Source organism: Streptomyces sp. NPDC085866 (genome assembly GCF_044541035.1).
Lineage (GTDB): Bacteria > Actinomycetota > Actinomycetes > Streptomycetales > Streptomycetaceae > Streptomyces.
Map to the genome: position 1 here is coordinate 196241 of NZ_JBITSQ010000007.1, position 20993 is coordinate 217233.

24 protein-coding genes and 2 pseudogenes are annotated in these 20993 nt (G+C 71.2%); 9 read left to right on the forward strand and 17 right to left on the reverse strand.

From position 1 onward, the window contains the following. The first annotated feature begins 287 nt into the window (after positions 1–287). The gene (locus ACIF83_RS19340; RefSeq protein WP_393479209.1) at positions 288–533 is read left to right on the forward strand and encodes a Smr/MutS family protein; all 246 of its coding nucleotides are present in this window, start codon (positions 288–290) and stop codon (positions 531–533) included. Positions 534–554: 21 nt separating this feature from the next. Here ACIF83_RS19340 and ACIF83_RS19345 read toward each other — a convergent pair whose 3' ends face one another. After that, entirely contained in the window at positions 555–1823 is a 1269-nt protein-coding gene (locus tag ACIF83_RS19345; RefSeq protein ID WP_399728309.1) for an alpha/beta hydrolase family protein, read from the reverse strand. Between the two features lie 203 nt (positions 1824–2026). On the opposite strand from ACIF83_RS19345, the pseudogene ACIF83_RS19350 reads away from it, so the two are divergent. Next, positions 2027–2121, forward strand: a pseudogene (locus ACIF83_RS19350). Between the two features lie 10 nt (positions 2122–2131). Here the strand turns inward: ACIF83_RS19350 and ACIF83_RS19355 are convergent. The 4 genes from ACIF83_RS19355 to ACIF83_RS19370 form a co-directional block, all read right to left on the reverse strand. Next, positions 2132–2602, reverse strand: a complete 471-nt coding sequence (locus ACIF83_RS19355; protein WP_399728312.1) for a DUF6174 domain-containing protein — start codon at positions 2600–2602, stop codon at positions 2132–2134. An 85-nt stretch (positions 2603–2687) separates the two neighbouring features. Then, complete coding sequence (locus ACIF83_RS19360; RefSeq protein WP_399728315.1) at positions 2688–3821, reverse strand: MFS transporter; 1134 nt, start codon at positions 3819–3821, stop codon at positions 2688–2690. Between the two features lie 170 nt (positions 3822–3991). Further along, the gene (locus tag ACIF83_RS19365; RefSeq protein WP_399728318.1) at positions 3992–5062 is read right to left on the reverse strand and encodes a hypothetical protein; all 1071 of its coding nucleotides are present in this window, start codon (positions 5060–5062) and stop codon (positions 3992–3994) included. A 55-nt stretch (positions 5063–5117) separates the two neighbouring features. After that, positions 5118–5243, reverse strand: coding sequence for a hypothetical protein (locus tag ACIF83_RS19370; protein WP_399728320.1), 126 nt, complete (start codon positions 5241–5243; stop codon positions 5118–5120). Positions 5244–5279: 36 nt separating this feature from the next. Here ACIF83_RS19370 and ACIF83_RS19375 point away from each other — a divergent pair, with 36 nt between their 5' ends. Beyond that, positions 5280–5753, forward strand: coding sequence for a TetR-like C-terminal domain-containing protein (locus tag ACIF83_RS19375; protein WP_399728323.1), 474 nt, complete (start codon positions 5280–5282; stop codon positions 5751–5753). On the opposite strand, the gene ACIF83_RS19380 is transcribed toward ACIF83_RS19375, so the two are convergent. Further along, positions 5734–6717, reverse strand: coding sequence for a hypothetical protein (locus ACIF83_RS19380; protein WP_393479192.1), 984 nt, complete (start codon positions 6715–6717; stop codon positions 5734–5736). The genes ACIF83_RS19375 and ACIF83_RS19380 overlap by 20 nt on opposite strands. Positions 6718–7057: 340 nt before the next feature. On the opposite strand from ACIF83_RS19380, the gene ACIF83_RS19385 reads away from it, so the two are divergent. Together ACIF83_RS19385 and ACIF83_RS19390 are read left to right on the forward strand one after the other, a co-directional pair. Then, positions 7058–7858, forward strand: a complete 801-nt coding sequence (locus ACIF83_RS19385) for an SAM-dependent methyltransferase (RefSeq protein ID WP_399728326.1) — start codon at positions 7058–7060, stop codon at positions 7856–7858. A 101-nt stretch (positions 7859–7959) separates the two neighbouring features. Further along, the gene (locus tag ACIF83_RS19390; RefSeq protein ID WP_393479184.1) at positions 7960–8880 is read left to right on the forward strand and encodes a serine hydrolase; all 921 of its coding nucleotides are present in this window, start codon (positions 7960–7962) and stop codon (positions 8878–8880) included. Here ACIF83_RS19390 and ACIF83_RS19395 read toward each other — a convergent pair whose 3' ends face one another. The 3 genes from ACIF83_RS19395 to ACIF83_RS19405 all read right to left on the reverse strand — a co-directional run bounded on the left by ACIF83_RS19395 (position 8881) and on the right by ACIF83_RS19405 (position 10984). Continuing rightward, positions 8881–9252 (reverse strand): LysR family transcriptional regulator, encoded by a 372-nt coding sequence (locus ACIF83_RS19395; protein ID WP_399728329.1) that lies wholly within the window; start codon positions 9250–9252, stop codon positions 8881–8883. Between the two features lie 78 nt (positions 9253–9330). Further along, positions 9331–9948, reverse strand: coding sequence for a hypothetical protein (locus ACIF83_RS19400; protein ID WP_398140745.1), 618 nt, complete (start codon positions 9946–9948; stop codon positions 9331–9333). 163 nt (positions 9949–10111) lie between these two features. Then, the gene (locus ACIF83_RS19405; RefSeq protein WP_399728332.1) at positions 10112–10984 is read right to left on the reverse strand and encodes a class I SAM-dependent methyltransferase; all 873 of its coding nucleotides are present in this window, start codon (positions 10982–10984) and stop codon (positions 10112–10114) included. Positions 10985–11109: 125 nt separating this feature from the next. Between ACIF83_RS19405 and ACIF83_RS19410 the strand changes: the two genes are divergently transcribed. After that, entirely contained in the window at positions 11110–11601 is a 492-nt protein-coding gene (locus ACIF83_RS19410; protein ID WP_393479175.1) for a peptidylprolyl isomerase, read from the forward strand. A gap of 104 nt (positions 11602–11705) precedes the next feature. On the opposite strand, the gene ACIF83_RS19415 is transcribed toward ACIF83_RS19410, so the two are convergent. Together ACIF83_RS19415 and ACIF83_RS19420 are read right to left on the reverse strand one after the other, a co-directional pair. Continuing rightward, on the reverse strand, positions 11706–12035 hold the full coding sequence (locus tag ACIF83_RS19415) for a branched-chain amino acid transporter permease (protein WP_393479172.1): 330 nt from the start codon (positions 12033–12035) through the stop codon (positions 11706–11708). Further along, positions 12028–12777 (reverse strand): AzlC family ABC transporter permease, encoded by a 750-nt coding sequence (locus ACIF83_RS19420; protein WP_399728336.1) that lies wholly within the window; start codon positions 12775–12777, stop codon positions 12028–12030. Before ACIF83_RS19420 ends, ACIF83_RS19415 begins: the two co-directional genes overlap by 8 nt. Before the next feature lie 62 nt (positions 12778–12839). Between ACIF83_RS19420 and ACIF83_RS19425 the strand changes: the two genes are divergently transcribed. Then, entirely contained in the window at positions 12840–13298 is a 459-nt protein-coding gene (locus ACIF83_RS19425) for an Lrp/AsnC family transcriptional regulator (protein ID WP_393479167.1), read from the forward strand. Between the two features lie 190 nt (positions 13299–13488). Further along, positions 13489–14280 (forward strand): ribonuclease BN, encoded by a 792-nt coding sequence (locus ACIF83_RS19430; RefSeq protein WP_399728340.1) that lies wholly within the window; start codon positions 13489–13491, stop codon positions 14278–14280. A gap of 8 nt (positions 14281–14288) precedes the next feature. Here the strand turns inward: ACIF83_RS19430 and ACIF83_RS19435 are convergent, their stop codons facing one another. The 3 genes from ACIF83_RS19435 to ACIF83_RS19445 all read right to left on the reverse strand — a co-directional run bounded on the left by ACIF83_RS19435 (position 14289) and on the right by ACIF83_RS19445 (position 16141). Next, positions 14289–14714 carry a MarR family transcriptional regulator gene (locus ACIF83_RS19435; protein ID WP_399728343.1) on the reverse strand — a complete coding sequence of 142 codons (426 nt, stop codon included), beginning with the start codon at positions 14712–14714 and terminating at the stop codon, positions 14289–14291. Further along, a complete protein-coding gene (locus ACIF83_RS19440) occupies positions 14711–15601 on the reverse strand; it encodes an NmrA/HSCARG family protein (protein ID WP_399728346.1) in 891 nt (296 codons plus the stop codon). The genes ACIF83_RS19435 and ACIF83_RS19440 overlap by 4 nt, the downstream gene beginning before the upstream one ends. A 114-nt stretch (positions 15602–15715) precedes the next feature. Continuing rightward, positions 15716–16141 (reverse strand): nitrilase-related carbon-nitrogen hydrolase, encoded by a 426-nt coding sequence (locus ACIF83_RS19445; protein ID WP_399728349.1) that lies wholly within the window; start codon positions 16139–16141, stop codon positions 15716–15718. 19 nt (positions 16142–16160) lie between these two features. On the opposite strand from ACIF83_RS19445, the pseudogene ACIF83_RS19450 reads away from it, so the two are divergent. After that, positions 16161–16998 (forward strand): annotated as a pseudogene (locus ACIF83_RS19450) (sensor histidine kinase); the annotation flags it as partial. A gap of 36 nt (positions 16999–17034) precedes the next feature. Here ACIF83_RS19450 and ACIF83_RS19455 read toward each other — a convergent pair. The 3 genes from ACIF83_RS19455 to ACIF83_RS19465 form a co-directional block, all read right to left on the reverse strand. After that, positions 17035–19095, reverse strand: coding sequence for a serine/threonine-protein kinase (locus tag ACIF83_RS19455; protein ID WP_399728352.1), 2061 nt, complete (start codon positions 19093–19095; stop codon positions 17035–17037). 105 nt (positions 19096–19200) lie between these two features. Next, entirely contained in the window at positions 19201–20181 is a 981-nt protein-coding gene (locus ACIF83_RS19460) for a helix-turn-helix domain-containing protein (RefSeq protein WP_399728355.1), read from the reverse strand. An 84-nt stretch (positions 20182–20265) separates the two neighbouring features. Continuing rightward, positions 20266–20985 (reverse strand): alpha/beta fold hydrolase, encoded by a 720-nt coding sequence (locus ACIF83_RS19465; RefSeq protein ID WP_399728357.1) that lies wholly within the window; start codon positions 20983–20985, stop codon positions 20266–20268. Positions 20986–20993: the final 8 nt, after the last annotated feature.

Consider the following 20993-nt stretch of genomic DNA (forward strand, 5'->3'; position numbering starts at 1 on the left):
CCAGGCGAGGGCGAGGCCGTTGCGCTCGCCGAGGGTGTGGTGCTCCAGGCGGGCGTACGACGGCGGTCCGTCGGGTGTGCCGACGCAGGTGCCGTCGGGGGCGAAAGCGGTGGATCGGGCGCACCGGGTTCTCGCCCTGCACGGTGCGCCCGCCCCGAGGTCGGCGCCGAGCTGCGGACAACAGGGACGCACCGCGCGGAGCCGGCCGGCCGGGCCAGTGCCGAGCACGACGACCCCGCATGGAATCCTGCGGTGACAAGATCAGGACTCCAGTGAGGAGGCTCCCCATGATGTCGCTCGATCTCCATCCCCTCTTCCGCAACAACCGTGACATCGAACTGGCACTGCGGCAGTTCGTCTTCAAGGCCAACCACTCGGGCGAGCCGGTTGCGGAGATCATTCCGGGCAAGGGATCAGGGCAACTCAGGGCGCGTGTCCTCGCGTTCCTCGACCAGAAGCACATCAGGAAGCTGTACGTCCGCCGGGAGGTCGACTCCGGCAACACCGGGCGCATTCTCGTCTACTTCGAGTGAGTCGACCGCCTCGGCCCTGGATCAGTCGACGAACTCCATCGCCGGGTACCGGGGCGAGGGTCCGTCCAGTAGGAGGTCGTGGCGGCCGCGCAGCCAGCGGTCGAAGAACGCGGAGACGTAGGCCTCGTTGGTGCGCACGGCCGTGGTCGGGTCGATCGTGCCGATGTCCTGTGTCTGTGTGGCCGGTGGCAGATCCAGCTGCGGGAGCAGGGCCTCCGCGTCCGTGAAGGACGCGTGTTCGGCGCCGCGCAGTCTGAGCTGACGGTTCCAGCCGGGTGTGTGAGCCCGGAAGGCGGTCCAGCCGGGACCCGTGTCCGTGGGGCCGTCCATGCCCATCAGCAGGAACGGCCGGGTGAGCCCGTGTTCGGCCACCGGCATCAACGTGCCGTCGACGTTGGTCAGGTTGCCGTCCATGTCGATACCGGCGGCGATGCGCGGGTCGGTGTCCATGGCGGTGGCCGCGGCCGTTCCGCCCAGCGAGTGGCCGAACATGCCGACCCTGGTGAGGTCGAGAGCGCCGGTGAGGCCACAGGGCAGCGGGCGGTCGTCCACGTCGGGGTTCCGTCCGGCGTTCAACAGGCTCAGTCGGTCCAGCACGAAGCCGGTGTCGGTGTTCCGGACACCGAGGGCCTTCCTGATGAAGGTGTCGGGGTCGCCCGGGGTGACCATGGTGGCCAAGGCACCGTCGGGGAACTCCACTTCCGGCGATTCGTAGGTGTTGTCGATGGTCACCACCACGTAGCCCCGGCTGGCCAGGTCCGTCACCAGAGTCGTGCCCCAGGTCCGCGGTTCACCTAGGCCCGGGGAGTAGATCAGCACCGGTCGTTTCCTGCCGGCGTCGGCGACCGGAGCACCCTGTGCGGCGTGCGTGACCGTGGCCGCCCAGTCGGCCTGCCCGGCCGGCAGGCCCATCCCCAGGTAGTCGTTGGCGGTCACCGAGTCGAAGTGGGCTGCCGCCTCGGGCAGCATGTAAGGCGCGGCCGGACGCCCGGCTGCGCGGGTCGCTGGGTAGTACACGCCGACCATCAACTCGCGGCTGTTCCTGCCCACCTGCCAAGGGTCGTGGCGGGAGGTGTCGGCCAGGTGCAGCGTCACTTCGCCGACCTGGAAACGGCCTGTGGGGGCCGGTAACCGCATCCGGGCAGGGGGCACGGCCGACCCGCGCGGTGTCGCGGCCTGAGCGGGAAGGAGTGCGATCAGCGAGCTGATGACCATGACCGCGCAGACGGTGACCGCCCGCAGGCCTCGATGCTGATGGACCCGACGCCTGGTCGGCTCTGCCTTCGTCATACCGCCCATCGTGCAAGCTCGGCTCCTGCCCGCGCATCGGGGACATCCCCCAGTCGAACCCGGAGTTCAGGACACGCCCCCGCCAGGCCGGGCCGGACACGGCGTCACACGGCGCTCGTGTCAGCGGTGTGTCAGGCCCGGGTCAGCGGCTCCTGCCACTCTCCTTCATGTGAACGGCACGGGAAACCGGAGGCCGGGAACAGGGAGAGGTGCCCGGAGTGGCTGATCGGGGACCTACGAGCACGCCTCGAGGTCGGGCCCCACGGGGCCCACGCAGGTTCGAATCCTGCCCTCTCCGCAGCGATGCCCTAGCGCCCGACCGCGTAGTCACTGATCGTGTACTCGGCCTCGTCGTCGGCCGCGTTCGCCGACCAGTCCAGGGTGATGCGCAGTGGATACCCAGTGGTCGAGTACTCCGCCTCCGCGGTGTCCGCGCCGTCGCGACGGGCCTGTTCGAGTTCCTTCACCAGTCCGCCGATGGTGGGCACCGCCCGGGGCGACCGCTTCACCACCCTGCGGCCCGGCTCGTCCAGCCCCACCACCCGCACCGCCTTCCCCTCCCGCACGGTCACCCGGAAGGTGCCGATCAGGAGCCGCTCTCCCCCACTCGACTTCAGGGTGTAGGCGTACGCCGACGGCTCCTTCCAGGCGGTGCTCTCCGCCTGCGCCGTTCTGTCGACGTCGGCCTCCCCCTGGCACGCGGCGGTTGCCCAGACGAGCCCCGCCATCAGTGCGAGGCGGGGCAGCGCGGACCGGGGTACCAGACGGACGGATGTCATGTTCGGGCCTCTCACCTACGCGGGCAGTTGTTCCTTCGACGCCGGAGGACCGCGGAACGTTCGCCCGACCTGCCTGAACCTCGGTTCAGGACCGGGCGGTGGCCGAGGACAGGTTCCGTCGCACCCTGATGCCCACTGCCGTCACGAGCAGGATCGCGCACGCCGTGAACACCAGACCGGCTCCGCGCAGCCCCAGCACCAGCGTCATGGCGCCCACCCCCACGACCGGCAACGAGATCCCCACGTACGCGACGACGAAGAACGCCGAGATGGTGGCGCCTTGGTGCGCCGGCGGCGCCGCGTTGCTCACCTCGGTCAGCCCGGCGCGGAACGCCATCCCCTGCCCCACGCCACCGGTCACCGCCCCGGCCAGCAGCAGCGGGAAGGACTCCAGGAACAGCGCGGTCGCGATGAGGAGGAGTCCCGCGACGAGCACCGTACAGCCCAAGGGCAGGGAGCGGCGCGCGCCGACCCGTCCCATGAGCAACTGGCCACCGGTCGAGGCGCAGAACACGCAGAACACGACGCCACCGGCGACCGCCAGGTTGTGCTCCCCGAGTGTCTGCGTGAGGAAGGCCGGGGCGACGGCCGTGAACAGGCCGAGCATGGCGAAGCCCGCGAAGGCGGCGAGGGCGCAGGGAGCGAACACTCCGCGTGCCTCCGCCGGGACCCGCATGCCCTGGGGTCGCAGCGACGGCCGCGGAACGGTACGGCGCACGGTCTCGGGCAGCAGGCAGACGACCACCGTGGCGACGGCCAGGAGCGCCAGATGGGTGGCGAACGGAAGCTTGAGCGGCCACGGGGCGTACTCGGCGAGGAATCCGGAGACGAGCGGGCCGAGCCCCAGACCGCCCATGTTGGCCGCGGTCGCCGCCAGTGCGGCACGGCCGCGTTGGGCGGGCGGGGCCAGTTCGAGTACGGCCGCGGTGCCCGTGCCGCTGAGCAGACCGGCCGAGAAGCCCGACAGCACCCGGCCCGTGTACAGCAGCGGCAGTCCGACCTCGGCGAGGAAGCACACCGCGCTGAGGGCGGCCAGGCCGAGCGCGACCAGCAGCACCGGCCGCCGTCCCAGCACGTCGGAGAAGCCGCCGGCGATCAGCAGGGCGGCGATGACGCCCACCGCGTAGACGGCGAACACCACCGTCACGATCAGTTCGGAGAACCCGATCTGCTCCCGGTACAAGCCGTACAGCGGTGTGGGCAGGGTGGTGCCCATCATTCCGATGGCGAAGACGCCCGCCGCGGACTTGTACCCAGGGCGTCCTCCACCCCGCCGGTGAGGCTCTGCGTCGCTGCTGATCACATCCCACCTTAGGCATCGGCCGTCGGGCGCGGTGCGCCCCGCAACGCCGTGCTGCGCCGTCCGTGCCGCCACACCCGGCCAGGGGCTCAGCCCCCGAACGCGGGATACCCTGACAGGGGCGCGGCCTGCCACCCTCCGGCGACCTTCCGCAGCAGCAGTTCCATGGTCTCCGCGAACGCCGGGAACTCCTCGATCCCGCTCGCCGTCTCCCAACGGTGTCGCAGTACCTGACGCATCGTCGGCACGGGACGCCGGGTCCGGTGCATCGGCCGGTCCTCCGCGGCGCGCGGGAGCAGCGCCACTGTCACGTCGACCGTCCAGACCGCGATCGCCTTGCGCATTCCGGCCTCCCACACCGCATCCTCGGCGAGGGCCGGGTACGCGGTCACGACCTCCGTGCGACAGATCTGCTCGATCTCCTCGGCCAGTCCCGCCGGAAGCCTGAAGACGCACCAGCAGCTGGAGAAGGGCATCCGGCAGTAGGCGGCGGTCAGGAACACCGACTGGAAACAGGCCGCCTCGAAGTCGATCAGGCGCAGGCCGTCCGCGGTGAGCAGGTTGTTGTCGGGGCAGGTGTCCCCCGGGGTGAACGCCGGGTACTCGTCGGCGCCCACCGTCCCGATCCGGGCCAGCTCCGCCGACAGTTCCGGTGGCGCGGTGACTCCGGCCTCGGCCAGCAGCGGGAGCAGGTCAGCGGCGTTCCGCTCGATCCACGGCTCGTCCCCCCAGGACGACAGTCCCTTGTCGTACCGCGCCGCCAGCCTGGTGAAGTCGGCTCGCCTGTGCACCGACGCCGCGGCGAGCCGGCCGAGCCCCGCGGCCCAGGTCAACAGGCCCTCCGCGGCGGCCTTCGGGTCGTCTCCGAGCAGTACGTCCGCCAGCGTGGGCGCAGCCCCCAGATCCTCCATCACCAGCAGCGGTACGTCGGTGTCCACGCCGAGCAGCGCCGGGCCGGCCGCCCGGAGGTCGAGCCCGGCGGCCTCGGAGGTGAACGACCGCAAGGCGTCCGGCTCGTCGGTGAACGACTTGACGATCACACTGTCGCCGGCCGCGGTGCGACAGCGCACCACGGTGCTGCGCCGGCTGCCTCCCAGGTCGACGGGATCGGAGAGTTGGGTGCCCAGCAGGGCGCCTGCGGCACGGAGGATCGCATCCATCCCGGCATCCTGCCACCCCCTCCGCAGCGACATGAGCCCTGCGGACGCAGGCGATTCAGCTCGCGGCGCCGGCCTCGTAGAAGGCGCAAACGGCGCAGCCGATCCATTCCGGTCGTTCCCAAGTGGCCCAGCGGAGGCGGGCGTCCTTGTCGATCGAGGCGGACGTCCCGTCGGCGCTCACGCCGACTGCACGCAGCCGCCCGGTCTCGTCACGGACATGGGTGAGGCCGTCGCGGACGTCACGGATCACCGTCTGCAGCCACTGATCGCTCTCGGCCGCAGCTACATCCAGTGGGCCGTCGAGGACCCCGCCGTCGCGCGGCTCGTCTTCAGGGCGGGAGCCACCGGTCCGGACTCGGTCGTCACCCCGCACCCGCTTGAGGTGCCCGGGGCAGAACTCGACCGGTTCGCCGCGGCCGGCGCACTGCCGGCCACGGCGCGCCCGGGCGCCGAGTTCACTGTCTGGGCGGCCCTTCACGGGCTTGCCGTGCTGCTCGTCGACGGGCTCGGACACACCGACGACGAGCGGGCCGCCGGCCTCCAGGCCGAACGCCTGGTACGGGCCGTTCTCACCGGCCCGGCACAGGAGGAGACCCCGTCCGCCGGCCGGCCGGCGCTCGGCTCCGCCCACACCCGGCGCCTGGCCGGCCCGCAGCCCGGCCCCGCGCCCGCTACACCAGGAAGGCGTTGACGCGACCCGCCGCGATCTGCTTCTTACCGGTGACCGGCTGTGCGACCGCGGCCTGGGGCGTGGCGGAGTTGACGCTCCAGCGGTATCCGACGAAGAGGGACGTGTCGGGGTCCGCGTAGAAGATCATGTGCCCGTAGCCCACTCCGCTGTGCTCGGTGTAGGTGGCATTGTCGTCGGCGATCTCGGCGCGGCTGTCCGGGTACGAACGGTAGCGGTCGATGCTGGACTGGCTGGTGAGGTCGGGGCCGCCGTGGGGGCTGTTGGTGCAGTCGACGATCTGGAAGAGGTGCGGGACGACCCCGGTGATACCCAGCTTGCTGTCGACGGAGGAGGCGTAGGTGCCGAGGTAGGCGCGGATCAGCACGGTGTGCCCGGTGTAGGGGGTGCTCTTGACGGCGGGGTCGTAGTCCCAGGCGACGATGTCGCCGGGGCGCAGGTTCACCGGCTTGGTCACCGGGTCGATGTGCGGGACGTTGGAGGCGTTGAGGAATCCGGCCTGCAGATCCTCGGCGTTGGGGAACGAGGTGGTGCGGGTCGAGCCGTCCTTCGGCGGGAAGTACTGGTTGAAGTACGCCGTGGTGGCCCAGCCGTACGCGGTGTCGGCTCCGTACGAGCGCTGCAGCAGGCTCGTCATGAACGAGGCGCACTGGGAGAGGTTCTCGAACTCCTCCGGGTGCCCCGGACGCCCCCAGGTCACCTGGGTTCTGCCGAGGTTCTCACCGTTGGTCTGTTCGACGTTGTACCGGTTGTGGTCCCACTGGTTCGTACGCAGCCGCAGGTACTCCACCAGCGTCTCGGCCTCCAGCAGGTGCGGCGGCTTGAGCTGGTAGAGCGCGGCGGTCGCCGGTTCGGCCGCGGCGGCCCGGGTGGGCGAGATCAGGGAACCGGCGGACGCGGCGAGCGCCAACCCGGCGCTCCCGGCCAGCAGGTGACGACGGGACGGACCCGAAAAGGACGTGGACACATGACCCCCCTGGTTATGTGGAGCGGCGAGAACGGTCAGGGCCTCGCCTTCGATCGCCGGACGATACCAGGCGATCTGATCTTGGTCGGGCCGTCCGCCTCGGCAGTGTTCCAGATCGGGCACATGGTCCCGACAAGGCAATATTTGCGCCACGCGGCCGATGCACGGTCGCCCAGCAGCCGCGTCCGGCCTGCTCGAGCACCTGGCGGGCACACACGACGACACCGTCCCGCGCCTGCGCGCGACGCACAACCACGTGGCCGGGCATGGGAGTTGATGTGCGAAGCTGTCGTGAACCGTTCGTGCGTGGGGCCGTGGCGGTCGTCGAGAGGGGCGCGGTGTGGGACAGGACGGCGGCTTCAGCGTCGAGGAGATCGACACCGGCAGGCCGCACCCTGCGCGGATCTACGACTACCTGCTGGGTGGCAAGGACAACTACGAGGTGGACCGGCGGGCCGGCGACGAACTGGCCGCCGCCGCACCCGAGGTGCGCATAGGGCTGCAGGCCAACCGCGCGTTCCTGCGGCGCGCCGTCCGGTACGTCGTCAGCAGCGGGGTACGCCAGATTCTCGACATCGGCACCGGGCTCCCCACCTCTCCGAACGTGCACGAGGTCGCCCACGAGCTGGCACCGGACGTCCGCGTGGCCTATGTCGACAACGATCCGATCGTGGCCGCGCACGCCAACGCGCTGCTCAGCAGCTCCGGCGCGACCAGTGTCGTACTCGCCGACGTACGCGACCCCCAGGCCATCGTGAACCATCCGGAGGTCCGCCGGGCCATCGACTTCGACCGGCCGGTCGCGCTCCTCCTCGTGGCCGTCCTCCACTTCCTCACCGACGCGGAGAAGCCCGCGCAGGCCGTCGCCGCCCTGCGCGACGCGCTTCCGGCCGGCAGCTTCCTGGTGCTCTCGCACGCCACCGGCGACTTCGCCGATCGCAGCGCCGCCCAGGCCGTCTACAACAAGGCCACCGCCACGCTCAACCTGCGGTCCCGCACCGAGGTCGAGGGGTTCTTCGACGGCTTCGAACTGGTCGAGCCCGGCCTGGCCCAGGCCCCGTTCTGGCGCCCGGACACCCCGCCTCCGCCGAGGTCGGCCGAGATCGGCTTCTACGGAGGGGTGGCCCGCAAGGCCGCGTGATCCCAAGGCGGTTCGGGATGCATGGGCCGTCCCGGCCGGTCGCCGTTCACCGGTGGCGTATCGTGCCCCCGGCCTGGGGGTGGGTCTGTGATCGTGGGCGGATGATCGAGGACCGACTTGAGCAGGTGTTCGCCGAGGCCGGGTGCCAGGGCAGTGTGGCTGTCCTGGACATCGACGGTCCCGGGCAAGTGGTGTTGGCCGACGACGAGTTGGTGGTCGCCGCGTCCACGTTCAAGATCGCGGTGGCGTTGGAGTTGTTCTGCCAGGGCGCCGAGGGCGAGCTGGACCTGGCCGAGCGGGTCCGGCTGTCGCCGTCGCGGGCCACGCCGGGCGGTCAGGGCTTCTGCATCTTCGAGGACGAGGCCGAGGTCTCGCTGCGCGATGTCGCCCGGATGATGGTGACGATCAGCGACAACACCGCGACCGACGTGGCGATCCGTCGGGTGTCGGTGCCGCGGATCCACGCACGGCTGGCCGCGTTGGGCCTGGACCGGATCCGGTTGGCGGGCACGATCCAGGAGGAGTTCGACGCGATCGGCCGCGATACGGGCTTCGCCGGGTGGGCGGAGATGAACCGCGCGATGCGCGAGGCGGGCTCGCCAGGGGACGCCGACCGCATATGGGAGCGCGCGCTGTCCACTCCGTCCCTGCAGCCCGGGCGCATCACGAGCGCGACGGCCGGGCAGATGGCCGCCTTGCTGAGGATGATCTGGCGGGACGAGGCCGGGCCCGCTGACGCCTGCGCCGCGGTGCGGACCGTCATCGGTCAGCAGCGGCTGACCCGCAAGATCGCCGCGGGGTTCGGTACCGAGGCGCGGGTGGCTGCCAAGTCCGGCACGGTTCCCGGATGTGTGAGCAACGACGCCGGAGTCGTGCAGTTCCCGGACGGCTCCCGCTTCGCGGTGGCGGTGTTCACCAGGCCCACCGGGCCCGGTACGGGGACACCACAGGCGGATTCCGTGATCGGCGCAGCCGCACGGTTGGCCGTCGAGCACCTGCGTCGGCCGAGGGACGCCGGGTGATCAGTCCTCGAGCAGCCGCCATGCGATGAGGGCGGGCCTGTCCCGGAACAGGGCGGTGGGCTCGGTGAGTTGGACACCCAGGGTCCGTACGATCTCTTCTGGTCGGCGGGCGACGCTGCCGTGATGCAGGTGGAGACGGTCGGCGGCCCGACGCAGGGAGCCGGTGGCGCAGTAGGCGTCCAGGGTCTCCAGGTCTTCCGGGTCGCCGGCGACGCGGGAGATCGCGGCCACGTCGGCGCTGTCCCGCGCCGCGTCCTCGGGTATCCGGGCGAGCAGCGCCAACGCCCCCGCATCGGCGAGCGTCGCCGCCGTCACTGCGCGGGCCGGGCAGATCAGGCCGCCGATCCGGTCGAGCGGAAGCTGAGACCGCACGGCGACGACGCGGAGCGCCAGGGCGGCGGCGACCCCCGTGAGCCGTAGCGCCGGTACCTGTCGCGTTCGCGCGCCTGCTCAGCCCTGATGCGGAGCATTCCGGCCGGCCGCGGCCAACTCCCTCCTCACCCGAGCTCGGTCGATGGACCACGCGCAGAGACCCACCAGTACGGCCGCCGCGAACCCGTATGCCGGCAGCCACAGGGTGGTAGTAGCCGACAGGCAGTCGGCAACAGCCTCATGGATCTTCGCCTCCTGCGCGTGAGCCAAGGCGGCCCTGTCTCGGCCGACCAGGTTCGCCAGCGCGGCCTCCGCCTGGATGCCCGCGTACTTGCCCAGCTCGGGACACGCACGCCGAGTGCCCGGCATCGGAAACAGCCATGCCGAGCGCTGAAGAACGGGGGCGATGGTGATCGCAACACACAGGCCGACCACCAGTGAGAACGCGGCCAGATTCCTTATGTACGTGGATCCGAGGCCGGGCATCCATGTCGGCAGTCGGTAGAAGGAGAAGATCACCGCAAGAAGCGTCACCCCGATGTAGCTGGCGAACCATTGCCAGGAACCCTGCGCGAGTGCGGCCGTGAGCACGGCGGCGAGTGCGATGCCGATGACCCCTGCCTCACCGGGAGTCTCACGGCCCGCACCCATGGATGTCGTTTGCCGGGCTTCTTGAAGTCTGGGGCGATCGTCCATGATCTCTCCTGCAGGGTTCGGAAGCCATCAGCATCGGGGCACGGTGCGTTTCGACATGGAGCCATGCCGAACCGGCCCGGAGGCCCCGCCCGATTGGCCGGGATTCCAGACCGGGTGCGTCCGCCCACGAGTGGCGCGCCTGCTCACCCTTCGCTGTCACAGGTCACAGGTCGGCCGGGCGCCCGGCCCCGGCAGGGACGGTCGGACTTCGCCACACGAACACTTCGGTGCTGGGCCCCCGTTCGCAGAAGCGGCCCGTCGGGGAGGACGAGCGCAGCAGGTGGCGCAGATCGGCTTCGAAGGCGTCACGGCGCGCGCCGAAGAGGCCGGGTGCGGAGTACGACATCGAGAAGGTCCCGGCGACGACGTCGTCCTCTCCACGTTCCAGTACCTGCCCGCCGGGGACGACATGCCGCTCGGGCCCCAGGAATCCGGCGCGGGCGATGACCGCCGCTTCGCCGCCGGGTGTTCCGTTGGGCAGCACTCCGCGCCCGGCACGACGGACGGGTCCCAGGTACCGCTTGACCAGTTCGTCGATCGCGCCGTACGGAACACCTGGATACGCCAGGCCGTCGATACCGAGCCGCTCGCCCTTCAGGTCCGAGACGTGCACCAGCGCCCCGCCGGGCCGGAGCATGCCGCGCACGGTGGCCGCCACCAGGTCGCGGTCCATCCAGTGGAAGGACTGGGCGAAGACCGCCACGGTGAAGGTGCCGAGGTCCGCCGGCAGGTCCTCGGCCCGGATCCCTACCCAGCGGGACTTGGCGGCCCGGCCCGCGGCGGCGGCCCGGCGGGCGGCTTCGTCGAGCATGCCGGGGTCGGGGTCCACGCCCACGACTTCGCCGAACAGGGGCGCGAGGGGCACGGACAGGGTGCCTGGACCGCATCCCACGTCGAGGAGGCGCCCGGTCCCGTCGAGCCCGAGCGCGTCGGCCAGCACCGGCACGAGGGTGGGGGCGTACGGCAGTCTGCCCCGGTCGTAGTAGGGGGCTGCGCCCGCGAACAGTGTTTCGTCCCACACCCAGTCTTCGGCCACAGGAGGATTTTCCACGTGTGCGGGGCGCGGGGCACGGTGTTTATCGGTGGGGTGCCAAGCGACACCAGACGCTCAAGGAGACCCTTCTGCACGTCGCGGGACTCCACGAAGGTAGGTTGATCGCCATGAGTGACAACGTGTACTTCGACATCAGCATCAACGACCAGCCGGCCGGCCGGATCGTCTTCAAGCTCTTCGACGACGTGGTTCCCAAGACCGCCACTAACTTCCGCGAGCTGGCCACCGGCAAGCACGGCTTCGGCTACGCCGGTTCCTCCTTCCACCGGATCATCCCGCAGTTCATGCTGCAGGGCGGCGACTTCACCAAGGGCAACGGCACCGGCGGCAAGAGCATCTACGGCGAGAAGTTCGCCGACGAGAACTTCACTCTGAAGCACGACCGACCGTACCTGCTGAGCATGGCGAACGCCGGCCGGAACACCAACGGCTCGCAGTTCTTCATCACCACGATCGTCACCGACTGGCTCGACGGCAAGCACGTCGTCTTCGGTGAGGTCGTCGAGGGGCAGAAGCTCGTCGACCAGATCGAGGGCCTGGGCAGCCGGAGCGGCACGCCCAGCGCCAAGGTCACGATCACCGCGAGCGGCACGGTCTGACCGACGCTCCCCGCACCGGCGGGTGACGTGAACGCCCCGGTGATGACGCCGGTCGGTTCTCTCTGACCGGCCGTCTCACCGGGCGTCACTCTGTCGACGGGCCGTCAGTGCGCGAAGACCGTGCTGGCCAGGGCCACATGGACGGCGGTGCCGCCGAGGATGCTCAACAGGGCGTTGCGGCGCCACAGATGCAGGCCGACGGTGACCGTCAGGGCCGCCAGAGGGGCCGCCACGCGGGCGTGGGTCAGCGGCAGGTCACGCAGGCAGTAGACGACCAGGATCACCATGATCCCGGCGGGCATGCGTGTGCTCAGGTACTGGACCGTACCGCTCGCCCGCAGCGGGGCGAGGGCGGCGAAGGGCAGGGCGCGCAGGGCCCAGGTCACCGCGGCCGATATCAGGACCGCGGCAACGAGGTAGGTCGTGTCAGGCATGGCTCGGCTTCCTGCGGGTGGTGAGGTGTCGGGCCAGGAGCCCGGCCGTGAACAGGGCGAAGGCGACCGGCAGCAGCTGACCGGGGAACAGCAACCGGGCGGCAAGGGCGCTGAGGAGGGCGAGCAGCGGGGTGGGCAGATCGCCCCGCCGGTCACGCACGGCGTCGAGCGACAGCACGGTGAACAGCGCGGTCAGCGCGAAGTCCAGCCCGGTGACGCTGTCCGGGACGAGGGAGCCGAGCAGGGCTCCGGCGGTGGCGCCCCCGGCCCAGTACAGGTGCATGAAGAGCTGCAGCCAGAGGATGCGCCGGCTCGGCCACGAGCGGGCCTGCTGCCCGGCGGTCAGGGCGTACGCCTCGTCGCACAGGGCGAAGGTGCTGTACGCCTTCCCGAGACGCCCCTGCACCCGGTGCAGTGGGAAGGACAGGGCGTAGAAGACGTGCCGCAGGTTCACCAGGAACGCGGACACGGCGATGGAGACCAGCGGCGCGGACGCCGTGACCATGCCGATCAGCAGGAACTCGAACGACCCGCCGTAGATGAGCGCGCTGGACAGGCCCGCCCACCACCAGCCGACTCCGGCGTGGGTGACGAGCACCCCGAGGGCGATGCCGAGCGGGACGAAGCCGAGGCCCACGGAGGCGGAGTCCTCGAACGCGGCTCGTGCCTCGGAGCGGGGCCTGGGCGGCGGGCTCGGCGCAGCCGAGGTCGGGCTGTCGGCCACGGCGGGGGTTGTTCGCATGAAGACATTTTAGGAAATATGTCACGTCATATGGTTGCCGATAATGTCCCTATGCTGGGTGGATGCGCAATGAAATGAGACTCGACGCCATCGATCGAGACATTCTGTTTCACCTGCGCCAGGACGGCCGGCTGACCAACGTCGAGCTGGCCCAGCGGGTGGGACTGACCCCACCGCCGTGCCTGCGCCGGGTCAAGCGGCTGGAGGAGGCGGGTGTCATCGCCGGGTACCGGGCCGTCGTCGACCCCGAGGCCCTCGGCCGCGGTCTCGAAGTCCTCATCGACGTCGAGGTCAGCGCCAATGACCGGACGACGTTCCTGGAGTTCGAGGACACCGTGGCCGCCTTCGACGAGGTGATCGAGTTCCGGCGCATGTACGGCCGCCCCGACTACTTCGTCCGCGTCGCCGTCGCCGACCACGCCGCCTACGAGTCCTTCCTCACCGAGAAGCTCAGCGGCCTGCCGTGCGTCCTGCGCATCGACTCACACCTGACCATGAAGACGATCAAGTCGGGTTCCTGAGCCCAGGGTGCGGCCGCGTCGGCCCCGGGTAGGCCGACCTCCGAGTGCCCCCCTCGGCATGTCCGGCCGGGCGATTCCGCGGCTTTTGTCCGATCCTGTCACCAGAGACTCATCGAGGGCCGCCCGGGCGAAGCAGACGGCGGACGACCGTCGGCGACGATGCCTGGTGCGGCGAGCACGGGAGGAACCCGTGAGGCAGTGGCGGCGCGGCCTCCACCGCGCTTGGGAGTGGCTGCGTCTGCGCGCCCTGCTCCAACACGGCCGTGAACTGGAGCTGATGCACCGGGCCATGGGGTTCGCCACGCTGGCTCTGGTGACGCTGGCCCCGCTGTTGATCGTGGTCGCCGCGACCGATCCGCTGGTGCGGGGAGGCTTCGCCTCATGGCTCACCGACGGCATGGGACTGTCGGGGCAGTCCGCCGAGGCGCTCACCGAAATCATCAGTCCCCCGCGCAAGGTCATCGGCACCACCAGCGTGCTGAGCCTCATCCTGCTCGCGGTGTTCGGTATCTCCTTCGCGGGCAGCGTGCAGAACGGGTACGAGCGGATCTGGGACCTCGCGTCGGGGCCCTGGCACCGGGTCTGGCGGCAGGCGACCTGGCTGGTGGTGCTGACCGCCTACCTCTATCAGGAGGTGCAGACGCGGACGGCGATGCACGGTACGCAGCGGATCTCACTGTCCGTGATCAGCGGGGTCCTGTTCTTCTGGTGGGGCCAGCACTTCCTGCTCGGGGGCCAGGTCCACTGGCGCACCCTGCTACCGGGCGCGATCGCCACGGTCCTCGGCCTGGTCGGCCTCAGGGCGTTCTCGTTCCTCGTCTTCACCCCGCTCATCGTCACCAACGCACTGAACTACGGCGCGGTCGGGACCGTGCTGGTGGTGGAGTCGTGGCTGATCGGGGTCGGGTTCGTGGTGTACGGGGGTGCACTGTTCGGCCGCTGGTTCGTCGAGCACCACTGGATGCCCACCCACGAGGAGTGAACGGCCCGTCAGCCGGCCGAGACCGCGACCGGTGCGCCTTCGAGGTTGCGCGTCATACGTTCCAGGACGCGTACAGCGGTGCCGTACTCCTCCAGCGGGATGCCCGCGATGACCTCCTCCCGGAAGAAGGCGACCCGTTCGGTGACGACGGCCAGGCGGACGTCGCCCTGCGCGGTGAGGATGAGGAGGCCCGTGGCGGGGCGTGTCGCCCAGCCGTCGGTGAGGACGGTCCGGACGGCGGCGGCCAGGGCGATGGTGTCGGCATTGGCGGCCAGGGTGGCGTGGACCTCGGTGTCGGCGACTCCGGGTGCGGCGCGGACGACGTTGAGGACCTGCCAGGTCAGGCGGGAGAGGCCGTACTCCGCGAGCAGGGCGTCCATGCGCCGGGTGAGGGCTTGGTCGGTTCGGTTGAGCCAGTAGCCGATGGGTTTCATGACAGGGCGGGTTCCTTCGGGTTCGGGGCGAGCAGGCCGGGCCAGTCCTGGGCGGCGGCCCAGTCGGCGAAGGTGCGCCAGCCGACCCCGGGGTGGGCGCGGCGCAGGCCCGTGACGTCGACGTCGAGGCCGTTGGTGGTGAAGTACGAGAACATCGCCGCGAGGTCGTCGGAGTGGGTGCGGACGTAGGACAGGGGCACCTCGCGGTGCGTGACGGGTCGGCCGGTGGCGGTGGACAGGACCGCGGCGATCTGGGCGGCGGTGAGTTCGTCGGAGGCGATGTCGACACGGCGGCCGGTGAAGGCGGGCCGGCGCTGCAGGACCAGGGCCGCGAACGCGCCGATGTCGCCGGCCGGGATGAGCGTCAGGGGGCGGTCGGCCGGCATGGGCCAGGCGAAGGTGTTCTCGCGCAGGCCTTCCAGGGTCCAGCCGGAGGCGAAGTTGTCCATGAAGGCCGCGGGGGCGATGACCGTCCAGGGGACGCCCGTCGCCCTCAGGTGGCGCTCGATCTCGTCCTTGCTGTCGTAGTGCGGGATGCCCGTGCCGCGGTCGGCGTGCGCCGCCGACGTGAACACGATGTGGCCGACCCGGGCGGCCGCCGCCGCGTCCAGCAGGGTCCTGCCCTGCCGTACCTCGGTGGTGGTGTCCGTGCCGAACGGGGTGGTCACCGCGAAGAGGGAGTCGGCGTCGGCGAGGGCGGCGTCCAGGGAGGGACGGTCGTCGAAGTCGGCGTACCGGATGTCAGCACCGAGTCGGCGCAGGGCCTCGGCCGCCGGTGCGGCGGGGGTGCGGGTGAGGGCGCGGACCCGGTGTCCGGCGGCCAGCAGGGCGTGGGCGGTGGCTCCGCCCTGGGCACCGGTCGCACCGGTGACGGCGATGGTGAGCATGTGGGCTCCTGAACGTATCCGGACAACACTTAACTGCGCTGCACATTAACTGCGTTACGAAGAGAATAACCCGCACCTTCACTGCGTCGCACAGATAAAAGAGTGTGAAGCGGATCACCCCTGCGTCGGCCCGACGGCCGCACGTGCGGATTCGTCGACATGGAGGGTGGAGACGTCCGGGCGGGCGTAGTGGCCGGTGGGGTCGAAGTCGAAGCGGACCCGGGCGAGGTCGTCGAGGTCGAGTTCGGCGGACAGGATGACCTCGCCGTCGCGCAGCGGGCCGGCCAGGACCTCGCCGAGCGGGGACACGATGACGGAGCCGCCGCCGATGAGGACGGTGCCCGGTGCGTCGCCCTGGACGGGGTGGACGTCGGCGGGCAGGGAGTCGCGGCGCGGGTACTGGCCGGCGCCGAGCACGAAGCAGCGGCACTCCACGGCGATGTGCTGCAGGGTGGCCTGCCACGAGTCGCGGTCGTCCACGGTCGGGGCGCACCACAGGTCGACGCCCTTGGCGTACATCGCCGTACGGAACAACGGCATGTAGTTCTCCCAGCAGATCGCCGTGCTCCCGCTGTGGCCGCTGGGTCTGGTGGTCGGCCGAGTGTGGAGCGGGCTGCTGCGCCGCGCGCCGGTCGTGCTGCCGCTGACCACCCGGCTCGCCGACCTGGAGGCCGCCTGGTCGACGGCCCTGTTGCGGCCATCGCCCCCGGACCCTGCTCGCCGCCCGCGTCGAGGAGCTGGCCGCGACCCGCGCCGACGCGATCTCCGCGAGGCCGAACTGCGCCGTATCGAACGCGATCTGGGCGACGGGGCCCAGGCCCGCCCGGTGGCGCTGTCCCTGCGGATCGGGCTGGCACGGCGAGCCTACGACCGTGATCCGGAGACCGCGCGCAGGCTGCTGGCCGGGGCACAGGACCAGGCCGAGGAGGCGCTCACCGAGCTGCGCCAGGTGGTGCGCGGCATCCATCCGCCGATCCTCACCGACCGTGGCCTGGCCGGTGCCGTGCGGGCCCTGGCGGCGAGGTGGGGGTCCCCCGCTCCGGCGAAGCCGAGAGTTCGGGAGGGGTTGAGGTGGCCGTGGAGGTGGCGGGCGGTCCGGCGGAGGGACCGCGGCCCCCGGCCGCCGTCGAGGCCGCGGCGTATTTCGCGTCGCCGAGGCGCTGACCAACGCCGCCAAGCACGGTGGTGGCCGACGGGCGGCCGTACGGCTGGAACGCCTGCGCTCCGGGCTGCGTGCCGTCGTCCGGGGCGACGGCACGGGCGGGGCCGACGAGAGCGAGGGCACGGGCCTGCTGGGCATCCGCCGCAGGGTGGCCGCGCCGGACGGCAGCGTGCAGGTGTCCAGTCCGGTCGGGGGCCCGACCGTCGTCGAAGTGCGGCTGCCGTGTGTGTGGTGATCGCCGAGGGCGGCGGGCAACCGGCCGGGGCGGCCCTCACTTCATGCAGTCGCCCGAGCCCGTGAACTCGGGGAAGCGGCTGTTGCCCTCCCACACGACTACGGACCAACGGGTGTACTGCCACGCCTTGTTGCTGCTGTACTCGGAGACCAGCCGCCGGCAGGCCGTGGTGGTGACGACGTCCTGGAAGTTGGACCGCTGGGCGCGGCCGATCAGTGTGCCGTCGGGGTCGTGCATCCACACGTACGCGGCCTTCTCGACGGGATCGAAGCCGAGGCTGATGTCGTTCTCCGCGGCCGCCGGATCCACCCCGTTGCCCTCGGCGACCCGGACCTTCCAGGCCGCCGTGACGGCCTTGTCGGTCGCGTCGGCGACACGGATCTCCGCCCGGTCGCTGCTCGGTATCTGCGCGGTCGTCAGGCCGGACTCGTCACCCTGCCACTGACCGGCGATCAGGTTGTAGCACCCGTCGGTGGCCTCGCCGAAGCCGAGGATGTTCGGCTCGGGATCGGTGTCGTAGCCCTTCCAGAAGACCGAGTAGCGGCCGTAGGGCCAGGCGGTGGGGTCGTCCGCGAGCCGGCGGGCGAGGGCGGTGCAGGCCGCCATCTCCCCGCTCCTGCGGAACACTTCCTGCTGGTCCTCCGGAAGCTGGGAGATCGGGCCGCCGGTCACCATCAGCGTCTGCGCGCTCTTGTTGAACGTGACCGTGGGCTCCATGAAGGCCATGTCCTTGGTGGCGAGCATGGTCCTCATGTCGTCCCGGACCGTCGTCGCCACGTCCTGCTCGTCCGCGGCGCTCGCTCCGGTGCTGGCTCTCCACTCGTCGTCACCGGGCTGGGTCTCGTCCCCGGCGCGGGTGAAGGCGGGGTCGGCCACCCCGGCGAGCGGGTCGGTCGGGACGGCTGCCCTGCGAGGATCGACCGCCGGCTGTACCGGTTCCGTCGTCCCGTCGGGCGCGGCGGAACCGCTGTGCTGTGCGGTGCTGTCCTCGTGTGCGGCCGGGGACGCGGTGGCCGTGGACTCCCTGGTCTTTGCGGCATGGTCGCGGCCTCCACCGGGGAGGGCGATGACGGCGCCCGCGAGACCGCCGGCCACGGCTGCGGCGACGAGGACGGTCGTGATGCTCCGCTTGCGGGAGGACGGTGCCGCCGGGGCATGCCAGCGGGGATCGTCCAGGGTGGGCAGGTCCCACCGGGCCATGACCGGTTCACCGGCGCGGGTGGGTCCCAGGTCCACCTCGCCGCCGACGACCTGGGTGGTCTGCGCGGCGAGCAGCCCGGCACACTTCTCCGCCGCCGCGACGGCTCGAATCCGGTCGGCGGGCTCCTTCGCGAGGGCCGTCTCCACGATCTCCCGCAACTCCCGAGGAACTCCGTCCAGATCGGGCTCCCCCGACATGACGCGGAACGCGACCGCGTCCGGCGCACCGGCGCCGAACGGGAGACGGCCGGTCGCGGCGTACGCCACCAGCGCGCCCCAGGCGAACAGGTCGCCCTCGGGTCCGGCCGTGCCGCCGCGGTAGTACTCGGGGCTGATCCAGCCGGGGGTGCCGGTCAGGACGCCGGTCCGGGTCACGCTGGTGCCGTCGGCGGCGTGCGCGATGCCGAAGTCCAGCACGCGGGGCCCGGCGGGCGTGAGGATGACGTTCTGCGGCTTCACGTCCCGGTGGACCACACCGGCCTGGTGAATGGCCGCCAGCGCCTGGGCCGTACCGGTCGCGAAGGCGTACAGGGTGCCACCGGCGAGGGGGCCGTGCTCGGCCAGGTGCTCACTGAGGGTGGGGCCGGGCGCGTAGGCGGTCGCCAGCCAGGGTGCGGCGGCTTCGGGGTCGGCGGCGAGCAGGGGCACGAGGCAGGGGCCCTGCACCCGGGCGGAGAGCTGGACCTCGCGGCGGAACCGGGCCCGGAACTCCGGGTCCTGGGCCTGCGCGGGGTGGATCACCTTGACCGCGACCCGCAGTCCGTCGTCGGTGAGGCCGGCGTGGACCGTGCCCATGCCGCCGGAGCCGAGACGGCCGATGATCCGGTACGGGCCGATGCGGGCAGGGTCCCCGGGCTGGGCAGGCCGCACCCGCCCGCCCGCGCCAGTAGTGCTCACGGAACTCCCCCCAGGAGCATGCCGATGGGCCGTGCAGAAGATGTGGAGAATGTGTATATCACGCAGATGGTTGACGTCGGCACGCGTTCTCGGGGAGCGGGCGGGTCACACGGTCACGGCGATACTCACCCCGGCCGACGCACCGTCAAGCTGCCATTCCCTGGGCGTCATCCCGTACACGGCGCGGAAGCAGCGGCTGAAGTGGCTGGGGCTCACGAAACCCCAGCGGCGGGCGACCGCTGCCACGCCGCCCGACTGCGCCTCGGGCCTCAGCAGGTCCCTTCGGCAGCGTTCCAGGCGCTGCAGCCGGATCCAGCAGCCCACCGTCACGCCCTCGGACCGGAACAGCTGGTGCAGGGAACGGACCGACATGAAGTGTGCCGCGGCGATCCCGGACGGGGAGAGTTCCGGGTCGGACAGGTTGCGCACGATGTGGTCCTTCACGCGCACCAGGGTGACCGCGGCGGTCTCCGAGGACGGCGGCGCGAGGCGTCCGCACCGCTCGTCGATCAGCAGCGCGAGCAGGTCGAGCGCCGTGGCGGCGACCTGCCGGCCCGCGGTGTCGTCGAAGCTCTCCGCCGCACGCGCCATGCGGGTGAAGTACGTCGACACCAGTGCGGTGCTCGCCTCGTCGGGGCGGAACGCCGTCGCCGTCACCGCCCGCAGATCCTCGTCCGGCACACGGAGGGCCTGGCGCGGGAAATGGAAGGACGTGAAGCGGAATTTCTCGTCGAGTCTCTTTCTGAACCTGCGGGACGAATCCGAGAGAGAGAACTCGCCGGGCCGAATCACGGTCTCCCGGCCGTCCTGCTCCTTGAGTGAGGAACCCCGGAGCTGGAGGCTGAGGGTGAGGAACTCCTGGCCGTCGCGGGCGATGAGACGTCTGCTGCGCGTCACCTGTTGCGGACCCGCCTCGACATGAGCGACCTGCAGGACGCCGACGCGCCGGCCGACGATGCTTCCCGGGGACGGTTCCCTCTCCAGGAAGGTGACGTCGAGCGGGATGAAGGTGCGGGACAACGCCTCGTGCCAGCGCTCGGCCCGGGCGGAGGCGGCGAGGGGCGCCGCGGAGAGAACGTCGGACACCAGGCTCCACGAAGAGTCGGAAGGAAGACCGCGTACGGGCTCGCCCTCCCGCACGGGCGGGAGGGCGAGCTCCGTGGCGTGCGGTCAGCTCGTCGCGCGGACCGCGTCGAGGATCAGTGCGGCGACCTCCTTGGGCCGGGACACGGCGACCGCGTGGGACGCGCCCTCCAGCTCCAGGACGGTCGCCCCGGCCCGCTTCGCGCCGTAGCGCTCGACCTCCGGGTTGATCGCCTCGTCCGCACCGGCGACCAGGGCCCAGGACGGCTTGGTCTGCCACGCGGCGGCGGAAGCGGTCTCCTCGAAGGCCGCGGCGGCGAGCGGGCGCTGGGCCACCGCGAGGACCTTGGTGACCTCGGGGGCCACGTCGGCGGCGAAGACCGACGGGAAGGCGTCCGCCGCGATGGTGACCTCGACCGCGTCCTCGCCGTCCGGGCCCGGGTACGTCCACTGCTTCAGGTTGCTCACCAGCGGCGAGAGCGGGAAGCGGCCCTGCAGCTCACCGAGGCTCTCACCCTCTTCAAGGACGTAGGCGGCCACGTAGACCAGCCCGACGACGTTCTCGACGGTGCCGGCCACGGTGATGAGCGCACCGCCGTACGAGTGGCCGACCAGCACGACGGGACCGTCGATCTGGGCGGCCACGGAGGCGATGTAGGCGGCGTCGGAGGCGAGGCCGCGCAGCGGGTTGGGCGGCGCGACGACGGGGATGCCCTCGCGCTGCAGTTCTTCGATGACCCCAGACCAGCTGGCCGCGTCGGCGAACGCGCCGTGGACCAGGACGACCGTGGGAGTGGAGGCGGTCATGTCGGTGC